Annotated in this window: 20 protein-coding genes; 10 read left to right on the plus strand and 10 right to left on the minus strand. The window is 70.0% G+C overall.

The window, feature by feature from the left end; genetic code table 11:
- Positions 1-232: 232 nt before the first annotated feature.
- The 5 genes from KI385_RS05395 to KI385_RS05415 all read right to left on the minus strand — a co-directional run bounded on the left by KI385_RS05395 (position 233) and on the right by KI385_RS05415 (position 7,271).
- Entirely contained in the window at positions 233-1,075 is an 843-nt protein-coding gene (locus tag KI385_RS05395) for a carbohydrate ABC transporter permease (protein ID WP_128502612.1), read from the minus strand.
- A 35-nt stretch (positions 1,076-1,110) separates the two neighbouring features.
- Positions 1,111-2,514: an ABC transporter permease gene (locus KI385_RS05400; protein WP_238571074.1), complete on the minus strand. Its 1,404-nt coding sequence runs from the start codon at positions 2,512-2,514 to the stop codon at positions 1,111-1,113.
- A 19-nt stretch (positions 2,515-2,533) separates the two neighbouring features.
- Positions 2,534-3,868, minus strand: a complete 1,335-nt coding sequence (locus KI385_RS05405; RefSeq protein ID WP_238571075.1) for an ABC transporter substrate-binding protein — start codon at positions 3,866-3,868, stop codon at positions 2,534-2,536.
- An 80-nt stretch (positions 3,869-3,948) separates the two neighbouring features.
- Positions 3,949-5,766 (minus strand): glycoside hydrolase family 13 protein, encoded by a 1,818-nt coding sequence (locus KI385_RS05410; protein WP_238571076.1) that lies wholly within the window; start codon positions 5,764-5,766, stop codon positions 3,949-3,951.
- Positions 5,767-5,999: 233 nt separating this feature from the next.
- The gene (locus tag KI385_RS05415) at positions 6,000-7,271 is read right to left on the minus strand and encodes an ABC transporter substrate-binding protein (RefSeq protein ID WP_238571077.1); all 1,272 of its coding nucleotides are present in this window, start codon (positions 7,269-7,271) and stop codon (positions 6,000-6,002) included.
- A gap of 171 nt (positions 7,272-7,442) precedes the next feature.
- Between KI385_RS05415 and KI385_RS05420 the strand changes: the two genes are divergently transcribed.
- Genes KI385_RS05420 through KI385_RS05430 form a run of 3 tightly spaced genes read left to right on the plus strand, consistent with a single transcriptional unit; the run spans position 7,443 to position 11,034 of the window.
- On the plus strand, positions 7,443-7,949 hold the full coding sequence (locus KI385_RS05420) for a PadR family transcriptional regulator (protein ID WP_238571078.1): 507 nt from the start codon (positions 7,443-7,445) through the stop codon (positions 7,947-7,949).
- Positions 7,946-8,707, plus strand: coding sequence for an ABC transporter ATP-binding protein (locus KI385_RS05425; protein ID WP_238571079.1), 762 nt, complete (start codon positions 7,946-7,948; stop codon positions 8,705-8,707). Before KI385_RS05420 ends, KI385_RS05425 begins: the two co-directional genes overlap by 4 nt.
- A 5-nt stretch (positions 8,708-8,712) precedes the next feature.
- Positions 8,713-11,034 (plus strand): FtsX-like permease family protein, encoded by a 2,322-nt coding sequence (locus KI385_RS05430; RefSeq protein WP_238571080.1) that lies wholly within the window; start codon positions 8,713-8,715, stop codon positions 11,032-11,034.
- 84 nt (positions 11,035-11,118) lie between these two features.
- Here the strand turns inward: KI385_RS05430 and KI385_RS05435 are convergent, their stop codons facing one another.
- From KI385_RS05435 to KI385_RS05450, 4 genes are all read right to left on the minus strand, one after another.
- Positions 11,119-11,529 (minus strand): hypothetical protein, encoded by a 411-nt coding sequence (locus KI385_RS05435; RefSeq protein ID WP_238571081.1) that lies wholly within the window; start codon positions 11,527-11,529, stop codon positions 11,119-11,121.
- A 134-nt stretch (positions 11,530-11,663) separates the two neighbouring features.
- Positions 11,664-12,446 (minus strand): oxidoreductase, encoded by a 783-nt coding sequence (locus KI385_RS05440; protein WP_238571082.1) that lies wholly within the window; start codon positions 12,444-12,446, stop codon positions 11,664-11,666.
- 116 nt (positions 12,447-12,562) lie between these two features.
- Positions 12,563-13,141, minus strand: a complete 579-nt coding sequence (locus KI385_RS05445; protein ID WP_238571083.1) for a TetR/AcrR family transcriptional regulator — start codon at positions 13,139-13,141, stop codon at positions 12,563-12,565.
- Between the two features lie 98 nt (positions 13,142-13,239).
- On the minus strand, positions 13,240-13,635 hold the full coding sequence (locus tag KI385_RS05450) for a nitroreductase/quinone reductase family protein (RefSeq protein WP_238571084.1): 396 nt from the start codon (positions 13,633-13,635) through the stop codon (positions 13,240-13,242).
- 450 nt (positions 13,636-14,085) lie between these two features.
- On the opposite strand from KI385_RS05450, the gene KI385_RS05455 reads away from it, so the two are divergent.
- The 3 genes from KI385_RS05455 (at position 14,086) to KI385_RS05465 (ending at position 16,305) form a co-directional block, all read left to right on the plus strand.
- Positions 14,086-14,529: a hypothetical protein gene (locus KI385_RS05455; RefSeq protein WP_238571085.1), complete on the plus strand. Its 444-nt coding sequence runs from the start codon at positions 14,086-14,088 to the stop codon at positions 14,527-14,529.
- 130 nt (positions 14,530-14,659) lie between these two features.
- Entirely contained in the window at positions 14,660-14,893 is a 234-nt protein-coding gene (locus tag KI385_RS05460) for a hypothetical protein (RefSeq protein WP_238571086.1), read from the plus strand.
- A gap of 203 nt (positions 14,894-15,096) precedes the next feature.
- A complete protein-coding gene (locus KI385_RS05465; protein ID WP_238571087.1) occupies positions 15,097-16,305 on the plus strand; it encodes an FUSC family protein in 1,209 nt (402 codons plus the stop codon).
- Between the two features lie 4 nt (positions 16,306-16,309).
- On the opposite strand, the gene KI385_RS05470 is transcribed toward KI385_RS05465, so the two are convergent.
- Positions 16,310-16,591, minus strand: a complete 282-nt coding sequence (locus tag KI385_RS05470) for a hypothetical protein (protein WP_238571088.1) — start codon at positions 16,589-16,591, stop codon at positions 16,310-16,312.
- A 224-nt stretch (positions 16,592-16,815) separates the two neighbouring features.
- Between KI385_RS05470 and KI385_RS05475 the strand changes: the two genes are divergently transcribed.
- From KI385_RS05475 to KI385_RS05490, 4 genes are all read left to right on the plus strand, one after another.
- Positions 16,816-17,844, plus strand: coding sequence for a zinc-dependent alcohol dehydrogenase family protein (locus tag KI385_RS05475; RefSeq protein ID WP_238571089.1), 1,029 nt, complete (start codon positions 16,816-16,818; stop codon positions 17,842-17,844).
- 98 nt (positions 17,845-17,942) lie between these two features.
- The gene (locus tag KI385_RS05480; protein ID WP_238571090.1) at positions 17,943-18,329 is read left to right on the plus strand and encodes a CU044_2847 family protein; all 387 of its coding nucleotides are present in this window, start codon (positions 17,943-17,945) and stop codon (positions 18,327-18,329) included.
- Positions 18,329-20,509 carry a VMAP-C domain-containing protein gene (locus KI385_RS05485; protein ID WP_238571091.1) on the plus strand — a complete coding sequence of 727 codons (2,181 nt, stop codon included), beginning with the start codon at positions 18,329-18,331 and terminating at the stop codon, positions 20,507-20,509. The genes KI385_RS05480 and KI385_RS05485 overlap by 1 nt, the downstream gene beginning before the upstream one ends.
- Positions 20,506-21,459, plus strand: coding sequence for an AAA family ATPase (locus KI385_RS05490; RefSeq protein WP_128502518.1), 954 nt, complete (start codon positions 20,506-20,508; stop codon positions 21,457-21,459). Before KI385_RS05485 ends, KI385_RS05490 begins: the two co-directional genes overlap by 4 nt.
- Positions 21,460-21,462 lie beyond the last annotated feature (3 nt).

The following is a 21,462-nucleotide window of genomic DNA, read 5'->3' on the forward strand; positions in this document are numbered from 1 at the left end:
AGACGATATCGGACGAACCTGAGTATCTACCGCGGCCTTTGCCCGGAGGAGGGAAACGGAGGGAATCGGGGCGCGCTGTTGAAGGACAACTGTCACGCAGAACCTTTGGAGGAGCTGCACGAGTGCAGGCGGGGCACATCGGTGACGGACCGGGCCCGGTCCGGCTGCCGGGCCGGGCAGAGTGCGAGGTGCATCGGTCCCTTCGCACTCCGCCCCGGCGGCAGACCGCGGCCTACTTGACCGAGCCGGCCATGATGCCCTGCACGAAATGCCGTTGGAACGCGAAGAACACGACCAGCGGCACGATCAGGGAAAGGAACGCGCCGGGCGCCAGTACCCCGATGTTGCTGCCGAACTGCCTCATCTGCGACTGGAGGGCCACCGTCAGCGGCTGTGACTCGTTGTCGGCGAAGAGGAGGGCGACCAGCATGTCGTTCCAGACCCACAGGAACTGGAAGATGGCGAGGCTGGCGATGGCGGGGCGGCCCAGTGGCAGGACGAGTTGGGAGAAGATCCGCCACTCCCCGCCGCCGTCCATCCGCGCGGCCTCCAGCATTTCCTTGGGGATCTCCGCGAAGTAGTTGCGGAGGAGGAAGATGGCGAAGGGCAGACCGTAGGCGGTGTGGAAGAGCACCACGCCGGGGATGGAGCCGAACAGGCCGAGCGCGCCGAACAGTTTGGCCACCGGCAGCAGTCCGATCTGGACCGGCACCACGAGCATGGCGACCACCAGCAGGAAGATCCAGTCCCGGCCGGGGAACTCCAGCCAGGCGAAGGCGTATCCGGCCAGGGCGGCGATCACCACGACGGCGACGGTGGTGGGCACCGAGATCAGTACGGTGTTCCAGAACGCCTGGGTGATGCCCGAGTCCTTCAGCAGCGCCGTGTAGTTGTCGAGTGACAGCTGACCGGGCGCGGTGAGGGCGGTCCACCAGCCGCTGCTCGCGTTCGCCTCCTCCGTACGGAGGGAGGAGAGGAAGAGGCCGGCGGCGGGGGTGAGCCACACCAGGCCGATGACGAGCAGGAACACCTGGATCACGCCGCGGCTGAGCCATTTCGCCGGCCGTGCCGTCATCCTCCTGCGGGGCCCGGTGGTTGCGCGGACGGTGGTCATGACTGGCTCCTGCGGAAACGTCGGATGTTGAGGGCCATGGCCGGGACCACCAGGAGGAGCAGCAGTACGCCGAGGGCGCTGCCGAGTCCCTGGTTGTTGCCGCCGCCGAAGGAGACCAGCCACATCTGCAGGGCCAGCACATTGGCGTCCTGCTGTACCGGTCCGGGGGCGATGATGTAGACGAGGTCGAAGACCTTCATCACGTTGATCACCATCGTCACGAACACGACGCCCAAAACGGGGCTGAGCAGCGGAACGGTGATCCTGCGGAAGACCTGCCATTCGTTCGCGCCGTCCATCCGGGCGGCCTCCATGACATCCCGCGGCATCGAGGAGAGTCCGGCACCGATCAGGACGAGCGCGAAGCCGGTCCAGATCCACATATAGGCGCCGATGATGGCGGGGGTGATGAGGGCCGGGCCGAGCCAGGAGATGCCCTGGTAGGGGGCGGCGAAGTCGTTCGCGGGGAGCTGGACGGCGTAGGACCCGGGGGCCAGACCGGTCAGACGGTAGGAGCCGTCCGGTCCGGTGGTGGCCTTGGCCGCCACCTTGCCGTGGGAGTCGACCGCCTGGACGGAGAGCTTCGGCAGTCCGCGCTCACCGCGGTCGACCGTGCCGGGCTTGCCGCCACCGCCGGGGGTGAAGTCGAGATAGACCACTCCCCGCAACTCGCCGTCGGCGGCCGGGGCCTTGGCGGCGGATGCGGCGGGTCGTGCCGCCGGGGGCATTTCCTTGGGCGGGACGCCGACCAGGCCGAGGTTGACGGTGTTTCCGGGGCTGGTGCGGTGGGTGGTGCGGTAGGAGCCGTCGTGGCCCTTGGTCAGCTGCTTGTCCCCGAGGCGCGCCTTGGCGGTCGGGAAGGAGGTGGTCTCCCCCTGGACGTTGTCGTGGACGCTCACCGCCACCGCGTTGAGCACACCGCGCTGCGGATCCTGCTCGTAGGCGAGGCGGAAGATGATGCCGGCGGCGAGGAAGGAGATCGCCATCGGCATGAACATCAGCAGTTTGAACGCCGTCTTCCAGCGGATCTTCTCGGTCAGTACGGCCAGGACCAGGCCGAGTCCGGTCAGCAGCGCGGGGGCGAAGACGACCCAGATCGCGCTGTTGCGGATGGCCCGGAGAGTGGCCGGGTCCTGGAACATCTCGGTGTAGTTGTCGGCGCCGACGAAGGTGTCGCCCGAGGCGTCGTACATGCTGCGGATGACCGAGAACACGATGGGGTACGCGACGAGGGCGCCCAGCAGCAACAGTGCCGGCAGCAGGAAGACCGCGGCGATGCGCCGGCGGCGCCGGACGGCGCGCCGCACGGGGGCGGCGGGCCTGCCGGGATTGCCACGCGGTGGGAGGGGCGGGGCGCCGCGCGTCGTGGCGGGCGCCTCCGCAGGAGTGGTGACAGGCATGGATCGAGCCCCTTGGTCCTTAGTTTCCGTACGCCTTGGCGGCGGCGGCCTCAAGCTTGTGAGCCGTTGCCGCGGCGTCGGAGGGGTCGCGCAGGAAGTCCTGCAGCAGCTTCCATTCGCCGGCTCCCTGGGTGCCGCCGAAGGCCGCCGGGGCCTGGTCGGACATGTCGAAGCGCACGGAGTTCCCGGCGTCGGTCAGCGACTGGGCGGCCTTGCGGGTCACCTCGTCGTGGTACGAGCCCGCCGGCACCTTCTTGTTGGGCGAGATGTAGCCGCCGGCCTTGGCCCAGATGGCCGACGCCTCGGGCGTGGCCAGGTACTTCACCAGGTCCATGGCCGCCTTCTTGTTCTTCCCGGCCTTGAGGACCACGGCGGCGTCACCACCGCTGACCACCGGCGCCTTGCCGCCGTCGACCGCGGGGAACGGGAAGAACTTGGCGTCCTTGCCGACCTGCTTGTGCAGCTCGTCGGTGACCAGGGCGCTGACGAAGTCCCCCTCGTAGACCATGGCCGCCCCCGGCTCCGGGCCGAAGACCTGCTGGACGGACTCGGGGAAGTCGGTGCGCAGCGCGCCCGAACCGCCGCCGGCCACCAGGTTCTTGTCGCCGAACAGCTTGCCGAGCGTGGTCAGCGCCTTGACCACGGTGGGGTGCGTCCACGGGATCTTGTGGGCGGCGAGCTTGTCGTAGTTCTCCTGTCCGGCCTGGGAGAGGTAGATGTTCTCGAACCAGTCGGTGAGCGGCCAGCCGGCCTCGCCCGCGACGGAGAAGGCGGGCACGCCCGAGTCGGACAGCGCGCGGCCCGACTTCAGCAACTCCTGGTAGGACTTCGCGGGCTTGACGCCGGCCTGCTCGAAGGCCTCGGGGCTGTACCAGACCGTCGACTTGTGGGAGGCCTTGAAGTACAGGCCGTAGTAGGTCTTGTCGACCGTGCCGTAGTCCTTCCACACCTGCGCGAAGTTCTTCTTGGCCTCGGCGCCGATCTCCGCCGACAGGGGTGCCAGCCAGCCCTTCTTGGCGAACTGCTGGAGCACGCCGACCTGCGGGACCATCACCACATCGGGCGCGTTGCCGCCTTCGATCTGGCTGCCCACGACGGTGGAGACATTGTCGCCGGTGGAGGCGAAGGTGACCTTCGCGCCGGTCTTCTCGGAGAAGGCGTCCAGGACCTTCTTGAAGTTCTGCTGTTCCACGCCGGTCCAGACGCCGGCCACGGTGATCGTCTGGCCGTTGAGCTCCTGCTTACCGCCCCCGGCGGAAACTCCGCCGCCGCATGCGGTGGCGGTGAGCGCGAGGCCGAGCACGGCCGCGCCGGCCATGGCGGTTCGGGTGTGTCGTACCGCGGTGTGTCTCATGGGGGGATTCCCTTCGGTCGGACCCGCGAGGTCGGGCTGTCGAGGTGGAGCGGTGGAGGTGGAGCGGTCGAGGGGTGGGGCTATCGGGGGTCGGCGTGCATCCACCAGGCGGCGGTGGATCCCGGGAGCGTGCCCGCGGGGCAGTCGCCGCTCGCCAGCAGGGGGGTGCCGGGTACCGGGGCCGGCACCGGGTCGGTGCCGAAGTTGACGGCGCAGACCAGACCGTCGCCGCGGACGAACGCCAGCACCTGCGGCGGCGACTCCAGCCAGCGCAGGGTGCCTTCGCCGAGCTGCGGCAGGCTGCGGCGCAGCTGCAGCCCGTCGCGGTACAGGTGCCAGAACGAGCGGGTGTCGGCCAGCGCCCGGTCCGTGGCGTGTTCGGCGAACCACTCGGGCTGGGGCAGCCAGGGCTGCGCCGCGTCGGTACCGGTGGTGAAGCCGAACGGGGAGGCGTGCCCGGACCAGGGCAGCGGCACCCGGCAGCCGTCGCGGATGTGCTCCCGGCTGCCCGTACGGTGGAAGATCGGGTCGGTGAGGACCTCGTCCGGCAGGTCGACGACCTCGGGCAGGCCCAGTTCCTCGCCCTGGTAGACATACGCCGCGCCGGGGAGCGCCAGCATCAGCAGGGCGGCGGCGCGGGCGCGCTCAGGGCCCAGTTCTCCCCCGGACTCCGGCCGGGAGGTGCCCCCGGCGCTGTCGCCGGGTTCGGTCGCATACCGGGTGACGGTCCTGACCTGGTCGTGGTTGTTGAGCACCCAGGTGACCGTGGAGCCGGTGCCCGCGATGTCGGTCAGCGCCTCGGAGATGACCTTGCGGAAGATGTCGATGTCCCAGCGCGCCGTCAGCAGGTGGAAGAAGAACGCCTGGTGCAGCTCGTCGGGCCGGACGTAGGCGGCCTGCTCGCTCGGGGTCCGTACGGAGACTTCGCCGACCAGCAGCCGGTCGTGGCCGTCCCGGGCCGTGTACTCCTCGCACAGCGCCCGCCAGTCGCGCCACACCTGGTGCACCTCGGGCTGGTTCCAGGCCAGCGGGTTGACCGAGTCGCGGGTCCGCTCGTCGGCCGACGGGTCGGGGGAATCGGGGAGCTCGGGGTGCTTGAAGAGCCCCGCGGCCACATCGATACGGAAGCCGTCCACACCGCGGTCCAGCCAGAACCGCAGCACCTTTTCGAAGTCGGCGCCCACGGCGGGGTTGCGCCAGTTCAGGTCGGGCTGCTCGGGCGTGAACATGTGGAGGTACCACTGCCCGTCCGTACCGCTGCGCTCCGCTCCGCCTCCGCTCTGTTCTGAGTCCTCGGAGGCGGAGCCGGCTTCCTTGATACGGGACCAGGCGGGGCCGCCGAACATGGCCCGCCAGTTGTTGGGCGGCAGTTCCCCGCCGGGCCCGCGCCCGTCGGCGAAGTGGAAGAGCGACCGTGACGGCCCGCCCGGCTCCTCCTCCAGGGCGGCGCGGAACCACGGGTGCTCGCTGGAGCAGTGGTTGGGGACGATGTCCAGGAGCACCTTCAGGCCGAGCCGGTGGGCGTCGGCGACCAGGAGGTCGAATTCGGCGAGGTCGCCGTATACCGGGTCCACATCGCGGTAGTTCGCGACGTCGTAGCCGTGGTCGTGCTGCGGGGAGGGGTAGAAGGGGCTGAGCCAGATGCCGTCCACCCCGAGCTTCTTGAGGTACGGCAGTCCGGTGCGGACGCCGGCGAGATCGCCGATGCCGTCGCCGGTGCTGTCGAGGAAGCTGCGGACGTAGACCTGGTAGATCACCGCGTCGCGCCACCAGCGCTGTGCCGTGGCGTGGGACGCACTCTCGGCGGCCGGCGAGAGCGCGGCGGAAGCCGGGCCGGGGAGGGAGGGGGAAGGCGCGGAGTCGGCCGAGTGGCCGTTCCCTGCCGTGGCTATGAGCATCTGCCGTGATCCCGTTCTTACATGGGCATGCCGTGCGGCCTGCGGGGTCGCTGTTATGCATGCATGTTAAGTAGGGATGTCATTTGGGTGTCAACGAAATGGTCGAAAGTAGCGGCAAGATGCCCCAGTTTGTGGGTAATTTTGATGGCCGCCTGTACTTAACAAGTAAGTAGAAGAGGGGTGGTGAGGGTGAAGCAGGGACCGCTGACGGCTACGTCCGGTCGGCCGATCGCTCAGCCGCGGCCGACGATGGCCCGCAGCTCCCGCGTCAGCCGCGCGACGGTCGCATCGGTGCTCCGCCGATGGACGAGCGCGTCATGCATGACCGCCTGCACCGCCAGGCTCACCTGGTCGTACTGCGGGCTCTTGAGCCGCGGCCTGGCCGCCAGTACGCTCCGCTTCAGCGTCGGAAGGTAGGGGAAACGCCGCACCAGCTTCGGATCCGTGTACAGATCCGCCCACACCGGCGGCAGCGCCCCCTCGGTGAGCACCCGGCGCTGGACCGACTCCGTCGTCAGATACGAGATCAACTCGGCGGCCGTCTTCGGGTGCTGCGAATGCGCGTTGACCGCGAGGTTCGAGCCGCCCAGCGCGCTGGAGCCCGGCCCGTCGGGACCCGGCAGGGGTACCGCGCCGAATTTGCCCGCCACCTTCGAGGACTTCGCGTTGGCCAACGCGTACGCATACGGCCAGTTGCGCAGGAACAGCAGCCGGCCGCTCTGGAAGGCCTTGCGGGACTCCTCCTCCTTGTACGTCAGCGCACGCTGCGGGATCCATCCCTCGCGCACCCCGTCGAGGAGGAAGGACAGACCCCGGCGGGCCGCGGGCGAGTCCACCGTGACGCGGGTGCCCTCACCGGCGAGCACCGTGCCGCCCGCCGACTGCACGGCCTCCACGACGTTGGCGGTCAGCCCCTCGTACGGCAGGAACTGGCCCGCGTAACCGTCCAGCCCGTATTTGGGCGCGACGGTCTTGGCCAGCCGCGCCAACTCGGCCCAGGTGCGCGGCGGCCGCACACCCTCCCGGTCGAGCACGTCCTTGCGGTAGTAGAGCAGTCCGGCATTCGTGACATAAGGGACGGCGTAGAGCCTGCCCCGGAACGTGGCGGTGTCCACCACGGGCGGCAGGAAGTGATCCAGCGGGAACTGCCGGCCGTCCACGGGGGTGATCCACCCCGCGGCCGCGAACTCCGAGGTCCATGCCACATCGATGTTCAGCACATCGAAACGGTCACTGTGGGAGCGCAGCTCGGTCACCATCTGGGCCCGCACCTCGTCGGCCGCGTCCGGCAGCTCGACCAGTGTCACCTTCTCCCGCGGGTGCCGGTCGTTCCAGCCGTCGAGGACACCGCGCAGATAGCCGGTGAGGTCCCCGCCCGTCACCAAAGTGATCGGGCCCCGACCGTCCGAACCGGCGGCCGGCTCCCCGGCCTGTGCGCCCGCACTGCCCGCGAACAGCAGCGAGCAGATGAGCAGAGCCCTTCCCGCGGCACGTTTCCACCGCATGGGCTCCTCCTCTTACAGGCGTCGACGGGACACTGGACCGACAGCCCGCCCCATGTATACCTGTTAGATATGCGGGATACTAGATGCTGCAGGAAGATGCGTTGGCGACCCGGCTCACACTCGGACGGGTTCAGATAACCGGCAAGCAGGGCGGGGAGGGAGGGGGAGAGCGTGCGGTTGCCACTTCTGGCGCTTTTGGTCAGCGGCCCCGCACACGGTTATGAACTCAAGCAGGCCCTTGAGAACCTCCTGGGCGCGGCATACCCTCAGCCGAACGTCGGCCAGATCTACGTCACCCTGGGCAGGCTGGAAAAAGCGGGCCTGATCGCGGGAGAGGACGTCGAGCAGTCGGACCGCCCGAACAAGCGCATCTACCGGATCACCGAAGCGGGACGCGAGACGGTGGACGCGTGGTTCGAGGAGTCCACCGGCGAACCACGGGTGCGGGACGAGTTCTTCATGAAGCTCGCCCTCGCCCCCCACACCGGGACCGCAAACCAGATCACCCTGATCAACAAACAGCGCCGTCACTACCTCAACACCATGCGTGACCTGTCGAAGCTCGCGGCGGTCGAGGACCGCGGCAACCGGGTCGCGCAACTGCTGATCGAGGGCGCGATGCTGCATCTGCAGGCGGATCTCGATTGGTTGGAGCGCTGTCAAGAGGAGTTGGAATGAACCGGGACGAGCCGTCCGGACCGATATTGCGGGCAGCCGGCCTGGTCAAGACCCACCGGCCGGAAGGCGGCGCCCCCGTCCACGCGGTCCGCGGCGTCGACCTGCGCATCGAGCGTGGTGAATTCGTCGCCGTCACCGGACCCTCGGGCGCCGGCAAATCCACCCTGCTGCACCTCCTCGGCGGCCTCGACCGTCCCGACAGCGGTTCCCTCTGGATCGACGGACGCCAGGTCGACTCCTTCAGCGAGGCGCGCTGGGCGGTGCTGCGCCGCAACCACATCGGCATCGTCTTCCAGTTCTTCAACCTGGTCTCCAACCTCAGCGTCGCCGACAACGTCGAGCTGCCCGCGCTGCTGGCGGGAAGATCGCCCCGGCAGGCCCGCACCGACCGCGCCGAGCTGCTCGAAGAGCTGGGCCTGGCGGGCAAGGAGAACGCCACGCCGGGCGAGCTCTCCGGCGGCGAGCAGCAGCGCGTCGCCCTGGCCCGCGCCCTGGTCAACTCCCCCAGCCTGCTGCTCGCCGACGAACCCGCCGGCAGCCTGGACAGCAAGGGCACCAGAGAGGTGCTGCGGCTGCTCGCCCGCTTCCACCAGCGCGGCCAGACCATCCTGCTGGTCACCCATGACGCCCGGATGGCCAGCGCCGCGGACCGCGTGATCAGCTTCTTCGACGGCCAGGTGGTCGACGACGCGCACCTCGGCGGCGGCCGCAGCCGCCCCGAGGCCGGTGTCGCCGACGTGCTCAAGCTCAAGGGCTGACCGGCGTGCGAGCAGCGGCGCGCTGGGCATCCGCGCACCTCAGAGCACACCGGTCGGCGGCCGTACTGATCGTGCTGGCGACGGCCGGGATCACCATTTCACTGCTGTTGGCGACCGCCCTGTTCGCCTACGCGACCGACCCCTGGCAGCGAGCCTTCACCCAGTCCTCCGGCGCCCACGTATGGATTCACACCCAGGACGGCGCCCCGGCAGGATCGCTGGCCGAGCTGGACGAGGTACGGGCCGCCTCCGGTCCCTTCCGTACGGTCCGCGCCACCGCAGGCCTCCAGCCCGGCGGCTCCAAGGCGACGCTGGAGCTGCGCGGCACACCGCACCGCCCCGCCACCGCCGCCCCCCAGATCACCGCGGGCCGCTGGCTCGACGCGAGCACCGACGCCGGCGCCGCCAAGGGCATCGTGCTGGACAGCTCGGTGGCCCGTGCGATGTGGGCCAAGCCGGGAGACTCCCTCGTGCTGAGCGGGTTCGCGGCACCGCTGCGGGTGGTGGGCGTCGCAGACACCGCCGAGGTCACGTTCCGGGCCGGCGAGACCCCCGGCGTGGCCTGGGTGCTGCCCGCGACGCTCGCCGCCTCGGACGCGGGCCGCGACCAGCGCGGCCGGACCATCGGCCTCCAGCTCACCGATCCCGCGGACACCGACTACGTCGTACAGCGGGCGGTAACCCAGCTCGGCGCCGATCAGATCAGCGATGTCTCCACCTGGCGGCAGGCCAAGGCCGAGGCCGAGGGCGACAACCAGCTCCTCGCCCGGCTGCTCGGCGTCTTCGGACTCGGTGCGCTGCTCGCCGCGGCCCTCGCGGTCGGCGGCGCCATCAGCACCCGCATCCGCGGTCACCTACGGGACATCTCCATCCTCAAGGCCATCGGCTTCACGCCCAGCCAGGTGGTCCGGATGTTCCTCGCCCTGCACCTCGGCTTCGCGCTGTTGGGTGTCGCGCTCGGGGCGCTGCTCACCCAGACGCTGGGCACCCTGATCCCCGGCCGCATCGGGGAAGCGATGACGCTGTGGCATCAGCTCCCCGAGCATGCCTGGCTGCCCCTGGCCATCTCCGGCGGCGTGGTGGTCTTCATCGGCTCGGCGACCTGTCTGGCCGCCTGGCGCGCCGGACGCGTACCGCCGGTGCCCGTCGCGCGCGCCGCCGTGGCCACCGGCCGCCGGCTGTCCGGCACGACCCGCCGGGCGCTCGGCCTCCGCATCCCACCGGCCCTGGTCCTCGGCTGGCGAGCCGCCTTCCACCACCCGCTGCGCTCCTCGGCGGCCGTGGCACGACTCGCCGTTCCGCTGCTGCTCATCACCATCGCGCTGGGAGCCTGGGCCACCCTGGACCGCTTCACCACCCACCCCGAGAACGCCGGCCTGCCCGCCGCCCTCACCGCGCGCTCCGACACCCTGGGCGACCCCGCCCTACGCCAACTCCTCACCGCCCAGCCGCAGTTGACCGCCTACCCGGGCGCCGAGGTGCAGGCGCTCGTACCGGGCCAGACCGGAACGATCACCCTGCGCGGCCTCGGCACGGAAGCGCACCCCTACCCCTTCTCCATCGTGGAGGGACGCCCCGCGCACGGCCCCGACGAAGCGATCGCCGGACAAGGACTGCTGGACCTCCTGGACGCCCACGTCGGCGACTGGGTCCGGATGACCGTCGCCGGCCACCCGCACGTCCTGCACATCGTCGGCCGCAGCATAGAAACGGCCGACGGCGGCCGGGTGATCTCCACCGCCCTGGACACCCTGCGCGACGACGACACCACGCTCTCCGCGCCCCGCCCGGACTTCTATCAACTGGTCCTGCACCACGGCGCCGACCCCACCGCCGTACGCGACACCCTCACCAAGGCGTCCGCCGGCCGTCTCGAAGTACGCGAGATCCCCAACCCGGCCGACCAGCTGTCGGCGGTCCGCGCCGTCAGCGTCGGCCTGATCGCCGTACTGATCCTCATCGGCCTCGCGGAACTGTCCACAACGGTCAGCGCCGGTGTACGCGACCGCAGCCGCGACCTGCTCGCCCTGAGGGCCGTCGGCCTCACCCCCCGCCAAATCACCGCCGTCATCGTGTCGGCCACCGCCTTCATCACCCTGACCGCCGCCCTGACCGGCACGGCTCTCGGCGTCCTCGCCTCCCAGTGGCTCATCAACCTCCAGGGCCACACCAGCGGCTGGGGAACCGGCATCGCCCAACGCCCCGGCCTGGGCATCCTGCTGCTGGTCGTGACGGTCGCGGTGCTGGTCGCCGGGGCGGTCTCAGCCCTGCCGGCAGCTCGGGCGGCGCGGCGGAGGCTGGCGGATTCGGTTAGTGATGTGCTCTAGCGGGAGGGGGCGGCGGGGCAGTGAGGGGCAACGGTCGTGATGGCTGCGGGACGGCCATCGGCAGGGCCCTGGCGACTTGATCAGCTACGCCGAGATCCTGACCTCTGACAAGTAACTGCCAGGGAGCGCCACCGAGAGGCCGACGCCGGGATACCGATCGAGACCGAGCACATCGAGGCCAGGCACATCGAGGCCGGGCACATCGAGACCGAGCACATCCACCACCTCGGCGGCCGGATACCCGAACAGGTCGATGCCGTCCAGCACCACCGGCACGGCGGATGGGCTGGCGAGCGACTCCCGGCACCGCGTCAGAACGGCCGAGGCCAGACCGGGCCTGTCCCGGCCGAGGCCCTCGCGGTCCCGCGCATCTCCGTAGGCCAGCAGCTCCAGCCCGTCGTACCGGGCCGTGAAGGCCCAGCCGGCTCCGCAGACCCATGTCTCCCGTACATCCGCCAGGGCCGCGACGGCCCACTGGGCATCCCGCTCGGACACGCCGAACCGCAGAACACCTCCGCGATGAGGGAGATGAGGGAGAACAAGCCCCACCCCGGGCAGCAACTCGAACACATCCCGATGGTGTCCTCTACTCCCCGCCAGGACAACGGAGTTACCGCCCCCGCCGTCCGTCAGATCGTCTTGACCGTGCCGCCGTCGATGACGTAGTCCGCGCCGGTGACGTTGCCGGCCACGTCGGAGAGCAGGAACGTGATCAGGGCCGCCACCTCCCGGGGCTCGGTGATCCGCCCGGTGGTGATGCCGAACGCGTCCGGGAGCTGTTCGAGGAACGCGGCGTGCTCAGCCCCTGCCCCGGATGCGACCTTGCCTCCAAAGCCGTCGGGGTCTTCCCAGATGGCGGTGCGCACCACGCCGGGCGAGACGGTGTTGACGCGCACGCCCCGCGGCCCGAACTCCTCGGCCAGGGACTTGCCGAGCGCGGTGAGTGCCGCCTTGGCCGCGCTGTAGGCGACCGGACCGGCGGCAGGGAGCCGGGAGTTGATGGACGAGACGTTGACGATCGCACCGCGGCGCTCGATCAAGCTGGGCAGCGCGGCCCGGCTGACACGGACCGCGCTCAGCAGGTTGAGGTCGAAGATGCTCTTCCACTGCGCGTCGTCGGTGTCGAGGAAACCGATCGGCTCCACGGCGTCGCCGGCGCCGACGTTGTTCACCAGCAGGTCTATGCCCCCCAGTTCGGCAAAGGCGCTGTCCATGAGGGTGGCCACTCCGTCAGCGGTGCCGAGGTCGGCCGAAACGGCGAAGGCTCCGGATTCCTTGAGGTCGGGGGTGATCGTACGGGCGGCGTCGACGACGCGGACGCCCTCATCGATCAGCGCCCTGACGGTGGCCAGCCCGATGCCTCGGCTGGCGCCGGTGACAACAGCGGTCTTGGAACTGAGGTCGAGCTTCATGATTTCTCCAGTTCTTGAACTACAGGTACAAAATGTGGCCAGAAGACAACCCCCGACCACCCGCCACTTACCTTCTGCCACCTGCTCGCTCGCCCCCCACTCGCGGGCGAGCACGGTCAGAGGGCGTCGACCATCGCATCGATCACCCTGGAAAGACGGTCCGGCCCCTCGGCGACACGCGCCATGAGCCGCAGACCGACGACCGTGTTCAGCAACAGGCTCCCGATGGCATGAGCGTCACGGCCGGAGGCGATCTCTCCCGCCCGCTGCCCCTCCTCGACCAGCGCGCGAAAAGCATCCTCGGTACGGTCGAACATGCGCCGGACCAGTTCCGTCGCACCCTCGTCCGTCCCCGCGAGCTCCGCCGCCACGTTCACCGCCATACAGCCGCGCCGGTCCGGATCGGCAAGGTCCATCTCGACCAGAAACCGCAGCGTCTTGCGCAACCGGTCCTTGACGGGCCCCGACTCCTCAAGCATCTCGATCAGGGCGAGCGCCTGACTGTCGCGGTAGCGGCGCAGCGCCTTGTCGAACAAGGCGTGCTTGCTGCCGAAGGCGTTGTAGAGACTGCCCCTGCCGATACCGATCGCGTCGACGAGGTCCTGCGGCGTGGTGGCGGCATACCCCTTGCGCCAGAACACCTCCATGGCCTGCTCGACGGCGGCGTCCGGATCGAACTGCTTCGGCCTTCCCATGATCAGAACAGTAACAGCTTTCTTGACCTACAGGTCAAAAATCAGGAACCCCTCGCACGAACCCCTGCGCAAAGCCCAGGGCTCAGCGAGCAGCTTGATCAGCTGGTCAGGTCGACCCGCACCGTCAACAGGTTCGTGCCGACCGCTCGGACCGCGGCGCTGTTGAGTCGCGGCAAGGTCTTGAGCCGCGCACGGGCGTCGTCCTGCGGCATCAGACGGGCGGTGCCGGCGTGCCATCGCCCCTTGATCCGTACCCGAACCTGCGGATGTGCCTGAATGTTTCGCACATACTGCGACTTCTCGCCGTACTCCGAGACGAGCCAGAATTCATTCCCGATTCGGCGTCCACCGACAGGTGTCTGCCGTGGCAGGCCGGACTTTCGCCCCGTGGTCTCCACGAGAGTCTGATGCGGCAGCCGCTTGAGGATCGGATTACCGATCCGCCTCTGGAACGATGTGACGGTCCGGTACTTGATCTCGCGATAGCGCGACATTCGTGGCTCTCCCGGTCGTTGCTGGTGTTCCTCGCGGCGGTCAGGCCGTCGCAGCTTGCGGATGCGGCGCGGCGCGCTCCGAAGGGTGAGGAATTGTTCGGCGTGCGCGGATGCCGCCATCAATCAGCGTACGCGCGCGCCGGGTTGCTTCTCGTCCCGTACGAATGTGGCTCATAGAGCCCGGCCCCATTCGAAGGAAGCGAGGGCTCCCGCCGAACCCTGGCAAAACGGCAACCGCTTTGCGACCACGGTGACGTGCTGGAGATGCCGGCCGCGTACCGCGCGGCGCCGTGTACGCGATCTCGCCGTCACCCACACAGCTCAACACTCCTAGGAGCGTGTGTGCGATGGCGTAGTCGGATCGGGTGGAAATATCCGTTCATTTGGTGGCTCTGGAGTGCTTCGTACTCTTCGAGGGGATTCTTCGTGGAAGAGCGTTGGGAGACTCGCATGCGCTACACCGTCAGCTCAGGCCGCTCCGCGGCAGCTGGCGGTTTGCGTTTGCTGGTGTTCGTCGCGCTGCTGGCGTTACTGCACACCGCGCTCACCACCGACTCCTCCCAGGTGCCGATCCCCGAGGGGGACGGCTGCCGCCTTACCCGCGCCAGTGCTCCTGCCGTGTACGGCCCGGCCGGGAAGGCATGTGTGGCAGCGGGGCCGGTGCTGACTTCGACCGGAGGCGGTACGAAGCATCCTGGCAGTGGCGTGCGGCGCAAGTGTGAGGCGTCGGCCTGTCATCTACGCCACCAGGTCCCGACGGGGAGCAGCGGAAAGGCGCTCGGCGACCCTCCCGTGGAGGAGACGATCACAGCGTCGGCGGATGTCCCTTCAGGGGCCGTCGTGACGACCGCCGCCGCCAAATCGCCGAAGCGCACGGTCGTCCTGCGCTGCTGAGCCGACCCGGCCGCATTCGCGTACCCATCCCCACCCCCGTCCCTGTCCCCAGTTCTGCGACGGGGACGGTGGGGCGATCGCGGCCTGCCGTCATCAGCTTTCGGGACTTCCGCACTGCAGGAGATTTGGCATGCCCATCGATATCTTTGCCGCTCTCGGCGCGCTCGTGCGCGCCGAGGCCGCGCGCACCACGCCGAAGCCCACAACGTCGCGCATCGACGAGGCCGCGACGCAGAAGTCGGACGGGCCGGAGGCGGCCGCTCCGGCGGCCGAGTCGCCGACCGGCGCCGAAGAACCGTCGCCTTCCGCCGGAAAGCGCCCCCTCGCGAAGATGTTGCGGAAGCTGGCAGCGATCTTCGGCTAGCGCACCGGTTCATTTCGGTTTCGCCCGGCGCCGTTCGGCGTTCCGTGCGCGGCGACGCGAGAGCCCTTTCCCGTCTTCACCCTCCGCCCCTCCGCTCCGGCCTGTCGCGCGGGCGGGCGCACGGACGGGCACAGGACGCCGGCATGCAGGCGTTCGGGTAACCGATGTTGCCTGCGGCGCGAAATGGGGGAAGGAAACCAGGAGTGCCTGAAGTTACCGATCCATTGTTGGATCTTGTCAGGCGGCACCGAGAGCCCGTGGTCGTGCAGACCGTCCGGTCGACCGTCGCCGCCGTGATCTCGTACGTCGTCGCACTGATGCTGAGCAGTGAGCCGGCACCGCTGACCGCGCCGCTGACCGCACTGCTCGTCGTCCAGGTCACCCTGTTCGCGACCCTCACCACCAGCATCCGCCGAGTGAACTCGGTGGTGGTCGGGGTGGTCATCGCCATCGGCTTCAGCTCGCTGGTGGGCCTGACCTGGTGGAGTCTGGGGCTGATCATCCTTGCGTCGCTGGTGATCGGCCGTTTTGTACGGGCCGGTGAGTTCGTTCCCGAGGTGGCGATCAGCGCCATGCTGGTGCTGGGGGTGACGACGACGCGGGTGGCCGCGACGGCCTGGGACCGGGTGCTGGAGACGCTGATCGGGGCCGCTGTCGGGCTGCTGTTCAACGTTCTGTTCGTACCACCGGTGTGGGTGCAACCCGCCAGTGAGGCCATCGAGGGGCTCGCCCGCCGTATGCGGGACCTGCTGCTGGCCCTCGGCGACGAGGTGCGCGGTCACACCCCCGTGGCGGAGGCCGCTGCCCGGCTGCACGAGGCGCGCCAGCTGGATCATGACATCGTCCAGGTGGACGCGGCTCTCCGGCAGGCGGAGGAAAGCCTCCGGCTCAACCCTCGGGTCAGGGAGGGCCTGCTGTACCGCGTGGTGCTGCGCACCGGTCTGGACGCCTTGGAGATCTCTGCGGTCGTGTTGCGTACGGTGTGCCGCACGCTGACCGATCTTGCCAAGGCGCGCACGGAGGAGCCGCTCTTCCCCGCGGAGACCGCCACCGCCTTGCGGGAGCTGTTCACGCATATGGCCCGTGCGGTCGAGAGCTTCGCCGTGCTGATCACGACGCAGGTCACCACCAACGCCGACGAGGCGGAAGATCAGCTCGTCAAGGAGCTCGCCGCCAGCCTCGCCAGCCGCGAGATCGTCGCGCATCTGCTCCTCGACGGCGTACAGGAGCACCCGCGCCAGTGGCAGCTGCACGGAGCGCTGCTGGCCGAGATCGACCGGATCCTGGACGAGCTGGAGGTGGAGAAGCGGTCCGAGCGGCTGGTGGAGGAGCTGGACCGGCAGTCCCGTGAGCAGCGGGAGAAGTATCCACTGGCGGACAAGCTGCGAGGCCGGCTGCGGATCGGGCGGTAAGCGTCTACAGCGGTGATACCTCGGCGTCCGGTGCGAGCTGCAGGCCCGCTACGGCGAGGAAGTCGGCGAGTTCGATGATGCCGCCGCCGGTGCCGTCGTCCCACTCGGTCACGAGCGCGGACTCCTCCCCGTCCCAGGTGTCGATGTCGTCGCTGGGATGTTGCTCGACGCAGCCGACGCCGCGCCGATAACGGAGGTACAGGTACTGGCCGGCGGTCGTCCATGCGTCCCACTGCGACGGGTAGGCCGAGCAGGTCTGCACCACGCGGGCGAGAGTGAGATGCATGAGGTCCCCCGGGTGCTTCCAACTGAGCATGCTGCTGCCCACTGCGTATTACGTCGGCGGAGAGTTTGTCAGAAGCGGTGGGGTGGATGGGGCGGCCGGCAGCCCCCGGCGGCGTAACGACGGGCGGCCGCAACCCCGGACGTCCCGCCCCGCCCCCGTCCGCAACCCCGCCCCGCCCCAGGACACCGTTTGTCCGCCTAACCGGTACGCGCCATTCTGGACGTATGGCATCGGTTTCCGGCCCGGACGCAGTGTCCGGCTGGGTCGTTCGGCGGCCTGGTCCGATTGCCTCCGGCCCGTTGGCGTCCGTGCGGCGTCCCGCTCCCGAACCGGGCCCCGACGATCTGCTGCTCACGGTCGAGGCCTGTGGGGTGTGCCGTACGGATCTGCATCTGGCGGAAGGGGATCTGGCCCCGCGTCGGCCGTCGACCGTACCGGGGCATGAGATCGTCGGACGCGTGGTCGCCGTCGGCGCGGCGGTCACCCGGTTCCACGTCGGTGACCGGGCCGGCGGGGCCTGGCTGCGCGGTACCTGCGGTGTCTGCCCCTACTGCCGCGCGGGCCACGAGAACCTCTGTCCGGCATCCCGCTACACCGGCTGGGACGCCGACGGCGGCTTCGCCGATGCCGCGCTCGTCCCCGCGGACTACGCCTATCCCCTCCCCGACAGCGAGAGCGCCACGCGGCTGGCGCCGCTGCTGTGTGCCGGGATCATCGGCTACCGGGCGCTGCGCCGCAGTGCGCTGCCGTCCGGTGGCAGGCTCGGCATCTACGGGTTCGGGGCCTCGGCGCATCTGGCCGCGCAGGTCGCGCTGGCCGAAGGGGCGACCGTTCACGTGCTGACCCGGTCCGCGCAGGCGCGGGAGCTCGCCCTCGACCTGGGGGCATCCTCGGCCGGCGGCGCCTACGACTCCCCGCCCGAACCGCTGGACTCGGCGATCCTCTTCGCGCCGGTCGGTGATCTGGTGCCGGTGGCGCTGGCGGCGCTGGACCGTTCGGGAACCCTCGCCATCGCCGGTATCCACCTCACCGACGTTCCCGCGCTGAATTATCAGAGTCATCTCTTCTACGAGCGGAACCTGCGCAGCGTGACCTCCAACACCCGGGAGGACGGCCGCGCGTTCCTGGAGACCGCGGCGCGGATCGGGATCCAAGTCACCGTGAGCCCCTATCCGTTGAGCCGCGCTCCGCAGGCGCTGGAGGACCTGGCGGCCGACCGGGTCCAGGGTGCCGCGGTACTGGTGCCCGGGTGACACCGAGTGACACCGGATGGCATCCGCCGACACCGGCTGACCGGGAACGATCCCTCCGTTCTGCTGTCATGACCGCCGATGATCGGCACAATGGATGTGTGCCAAATCTCACTGAATTCAGCCTTGCTGACGGAACGTCAATCCGGCTGGAACTCACTCCGACCGGCTCCGCGCCGCTCCCCCCGGCTCAGCCCGCCGACGACGATCTTCCGGACGGTATGGGCCCGACCGTGCCGGTGGCCCGCGGGGGCGGCGCGGCGGCCGGCGCGAGCGCCGTCGCGGCGATGCGTACCACGCTGCGTCCGCTCGGGCCCTTGCTCCAGGAGATCCACGACGCGGTCACCGCCTCCGAACGGCCACCGCACGAGATGTCGGTGCAGTTCGGGGTGCAGGTCGGCCAGGACCTCAAGCTCGGCATCGTCGGGGCGAACGGCCACGCGAGTCTGACGATCACGGCGACCTGGCAGCCGCAGCGGGCGGAGTGATGGGCTGGTTCCGCGCCATACCAGGCGCCACCCCGGGCACCGGATCGGACACCACCGATCCGGCGGACCCTCGATTCCGGGTGGCGTCGGTGCTCGATGCGAGGGACGGCAAAACGGCGGGCGCGGGCATCGTGCTGGCGCCGCATCACCTGCTCACCTGCGCCCATGTCGTGAACGACGCGCTCGGGAAGGAGCTCTTCGACGGAAGCCGGCCGGATGGGGCCACGCTGCGGGTGCAGGTGCACGGGCCGTCCGGCGCGCAGGTGCACGAAGCGCGGCCCGTCCACTGGATCCCGCCCCGCCGGCTCGACGGATCGGACGGGGCGCCCGGCCGCGGCGAACTGGAATGGGCCGGCGATCTGGCGGTCCTCCGATTCGCCACCGCGTTATCCGCCCCGGCGCCGCCGGAGTTCCGGCCGATGCGCATGGGGCAGTCCGTACGCGCCTGGCACGGCAGCGCGCTGACCGGCTCGTACGCCGATGTCCGGGTGAAGTCCTGCGACGGCCGCATCGGCTACATGGACGGCACGCTCTCCGGTATGGCCATCGGGCCCGCCTACAGCGGCGGCCCCTTGTGGTCGGATGCCGACTGCGCGGTCGTGGGACTCGTGGCGGCCTGTGTGCTGCCGCCCGTCGATCCGGCATCGGGCTGCGCGCTGCCCTACGACTCCCGGCACATCACCCGCCGCAGTTGGGGCATCCCCTGGCAGCGGGTCGACGAGGAACTGCGCGCGGTGGGCGCCGGCGCCCTCCTCGACCCGCCGACCGCCGACCACGACCCGGCCCAGGCCGTCCTCGCGGACCTGCTGGCCAATGTCTTTCCCGCACCGATGTTCCGGGCCGACTACGCCAGGGCGGTCGCCGAACGCTGCGGCCTCGGACACCCCACGGACGGATCCGCCCCCAGCCCGGAGGAGTTCGCGCGGCTACTGGTGACCGAGGAGCGGGCGTTGGCCGCGCTCACCGAAGCCCTGCGCTCCAGGGACCCGGGCGCCGTCTCCGCACTCATCGCCGCGGCGAAGCATTCCGCCGTACCCCGGCTGCTGTCGCCCCGGGAGCACGACCGGCTGCTCGCACTCCTCGCGGACCTGCCCGGCGATATCGCGGACCAACTGCCCGAAGCCGTACGGGCCGCGCTGCCCCTGGTCGCGGAGCTCCCCTACGACGCCCCGTTCACCGAACTCCTCGACCGGCTGGAACAGCTCTCCGGCGACAGCCGCTCGGGGCCGGGGGAACTTCGCGTACCCGGACTGCTGCGGGCGGTCGAATACGCGGCGGTGCTGTGTCCCGCGCCGGAGCGCGCCCGGCTGCGGCTGTGGGCCGACGGCGTCGCCGCCCGTCTCGGTATCCCCGCGTCCTCGCTGCGCGAACGCCGCGCCGACGCCGACGAATGGATGCTCGGGCGGCGTCGGCGCACCCGGCCGCCACGCCTGCTGGTGCACCTGGTGAAGACCGGCGCGGACGCCTTCCGGCTGCGCATCTGGAGCGACGACGGCACCGGCCCGCACCGCGCGCCGACCGAGACCGACCGCCAGTACACCGCCGCGGAGACCGCCGAGGCGGTGCTCCGGGTCCTGGAACGGCTCTGCCGGTCCGCACCCGAAGGCACCCGGCCGGTCGTCGAGGCCCTGCTCGACCGTGACAGTCTCGAACTCCCCGTGGACGAGTGGGAGTTCGCCGACCAGGACGGCCTGATCCCGGGAGTGCTGGGTGCGGAGTACGCCCTGGTGGTGCACTGCCCGGAACTCCTGCGCCGCAACGAGCGTTTTCTCTCCGACTGGCGCCACCGCTGGGGGCATCTGGAATCCTCCGGCCCCCTCCACATCACCGGCTCGTCCACCGGAGCGCGTGAGGTGTACGGCAAGTTGCTCGATCGACGCGACGCCGCCCGGGTGTCGGTGGAGGTGTCCGCACGGGTCCGGGTGGAGATCATCCAGGTGTGTCTGGCCATGGGCGTACCCGTCGTGCTGTGGGACCGCGGCCCGGCCCACGACGCCTCGCACGCCGTCCGTCAAGTCTCGGGCTCCCCGGCCCGTGCCCTGCCCGAGCAGGTCCGTTCCTACCGTGCCAAGACCCTCCACCAGCCGGCCGCCCACCCCGGCAGGCCCGTACTCGCCTGGGCCGACCCCGACCGCACCCTGCCCGAACTCCAGCTTTCCGAACCCACGGAGCTCTTATGAACCCCGAACCCACCGCCGATTGGCGGCTGTTCCAGGGAGACGGCACGCAGCGGCGGGTCACCCTGCCGCAGGCTCCCCCCTGGCGACGGTTCGGTGGGTCCCGGCGTGGTGCTGCCGGGCCGCTGCCGTATCTGATCGCTCCGCAGCATGCCGATGTGGTCAATGCGGCGCTCCATCTGCGCAGGCCGCTGCTGGTCACCGGGCCGGCCGGGACCGGCAAGTCGTCGCTGGCCCGGGCGATCGCGCATGAGCTGGATCTCGGCGAGGTGCTGCGCTGGCCGGTGAACAGCCGGGCCACTGTGCAGGACGCGCTGTATCGGTACGACGCCATCGGCCGCCTGCGGGAGACCACGCTCAGCCGTGACCGTGGCGAGGTGGAGCCGTCCATCGGGAGCTTTGTCCGGCTCGGGGCGCTGGGTACCTCCCTCGTGCCGGGTCCGCGGCCGCGGGTGCTGCTCGTCGATGAGCTCGACAAGGGGGATGTCGATCTGCCCAACGATCTGCTGACCGTGTTCGAGGAGGGGGTCTTCGAGATCCCGGAGCTGGCCCGGCTGCCCGAGTCGCAGTCGGTCGTACAGGTTCTGGCGGCCGACTCCAACGACCTGGTCACGGTGGAGCGGGGCAAGGTGCTGTGCACCGAGTTCCCGGTCGTGGTGATCACGAGCAACGGGGAGCGGGATTTCCCGCCCGCCTTTCTGCGCCGCTGTATCCGGCTGGATCTGCCCACGCCGGACGAGGAGCGGCTGCGGGCGATCGTGGCGGCCCATCTCGGTGACGGCGCGCTGGTCGGCGTGGAGGATCTGCTGCGGTCGTTCCTCCAGCGTCGCGGCCCGGGCGAGCTCGCGACGGACCAGTTGCTGAACGCCGTCTTCCTGCGGGCCGGGGGCGTCGATCTGGATGCGGACGGGCTGCTGGACGCCGTACTTCATCAACTGGGCGGGACTGTCTGAGCG

The sequence above is a fragment of the Streptomyces inhibens genome (genome assembly GCF_022221585.1).
Classification (GTDB): Bacteria; Actinomycetota; Actinomycetes; order Streptomycetales; family Streptomycetaceae; genus Streptomyces; species Streptomyces inhibens.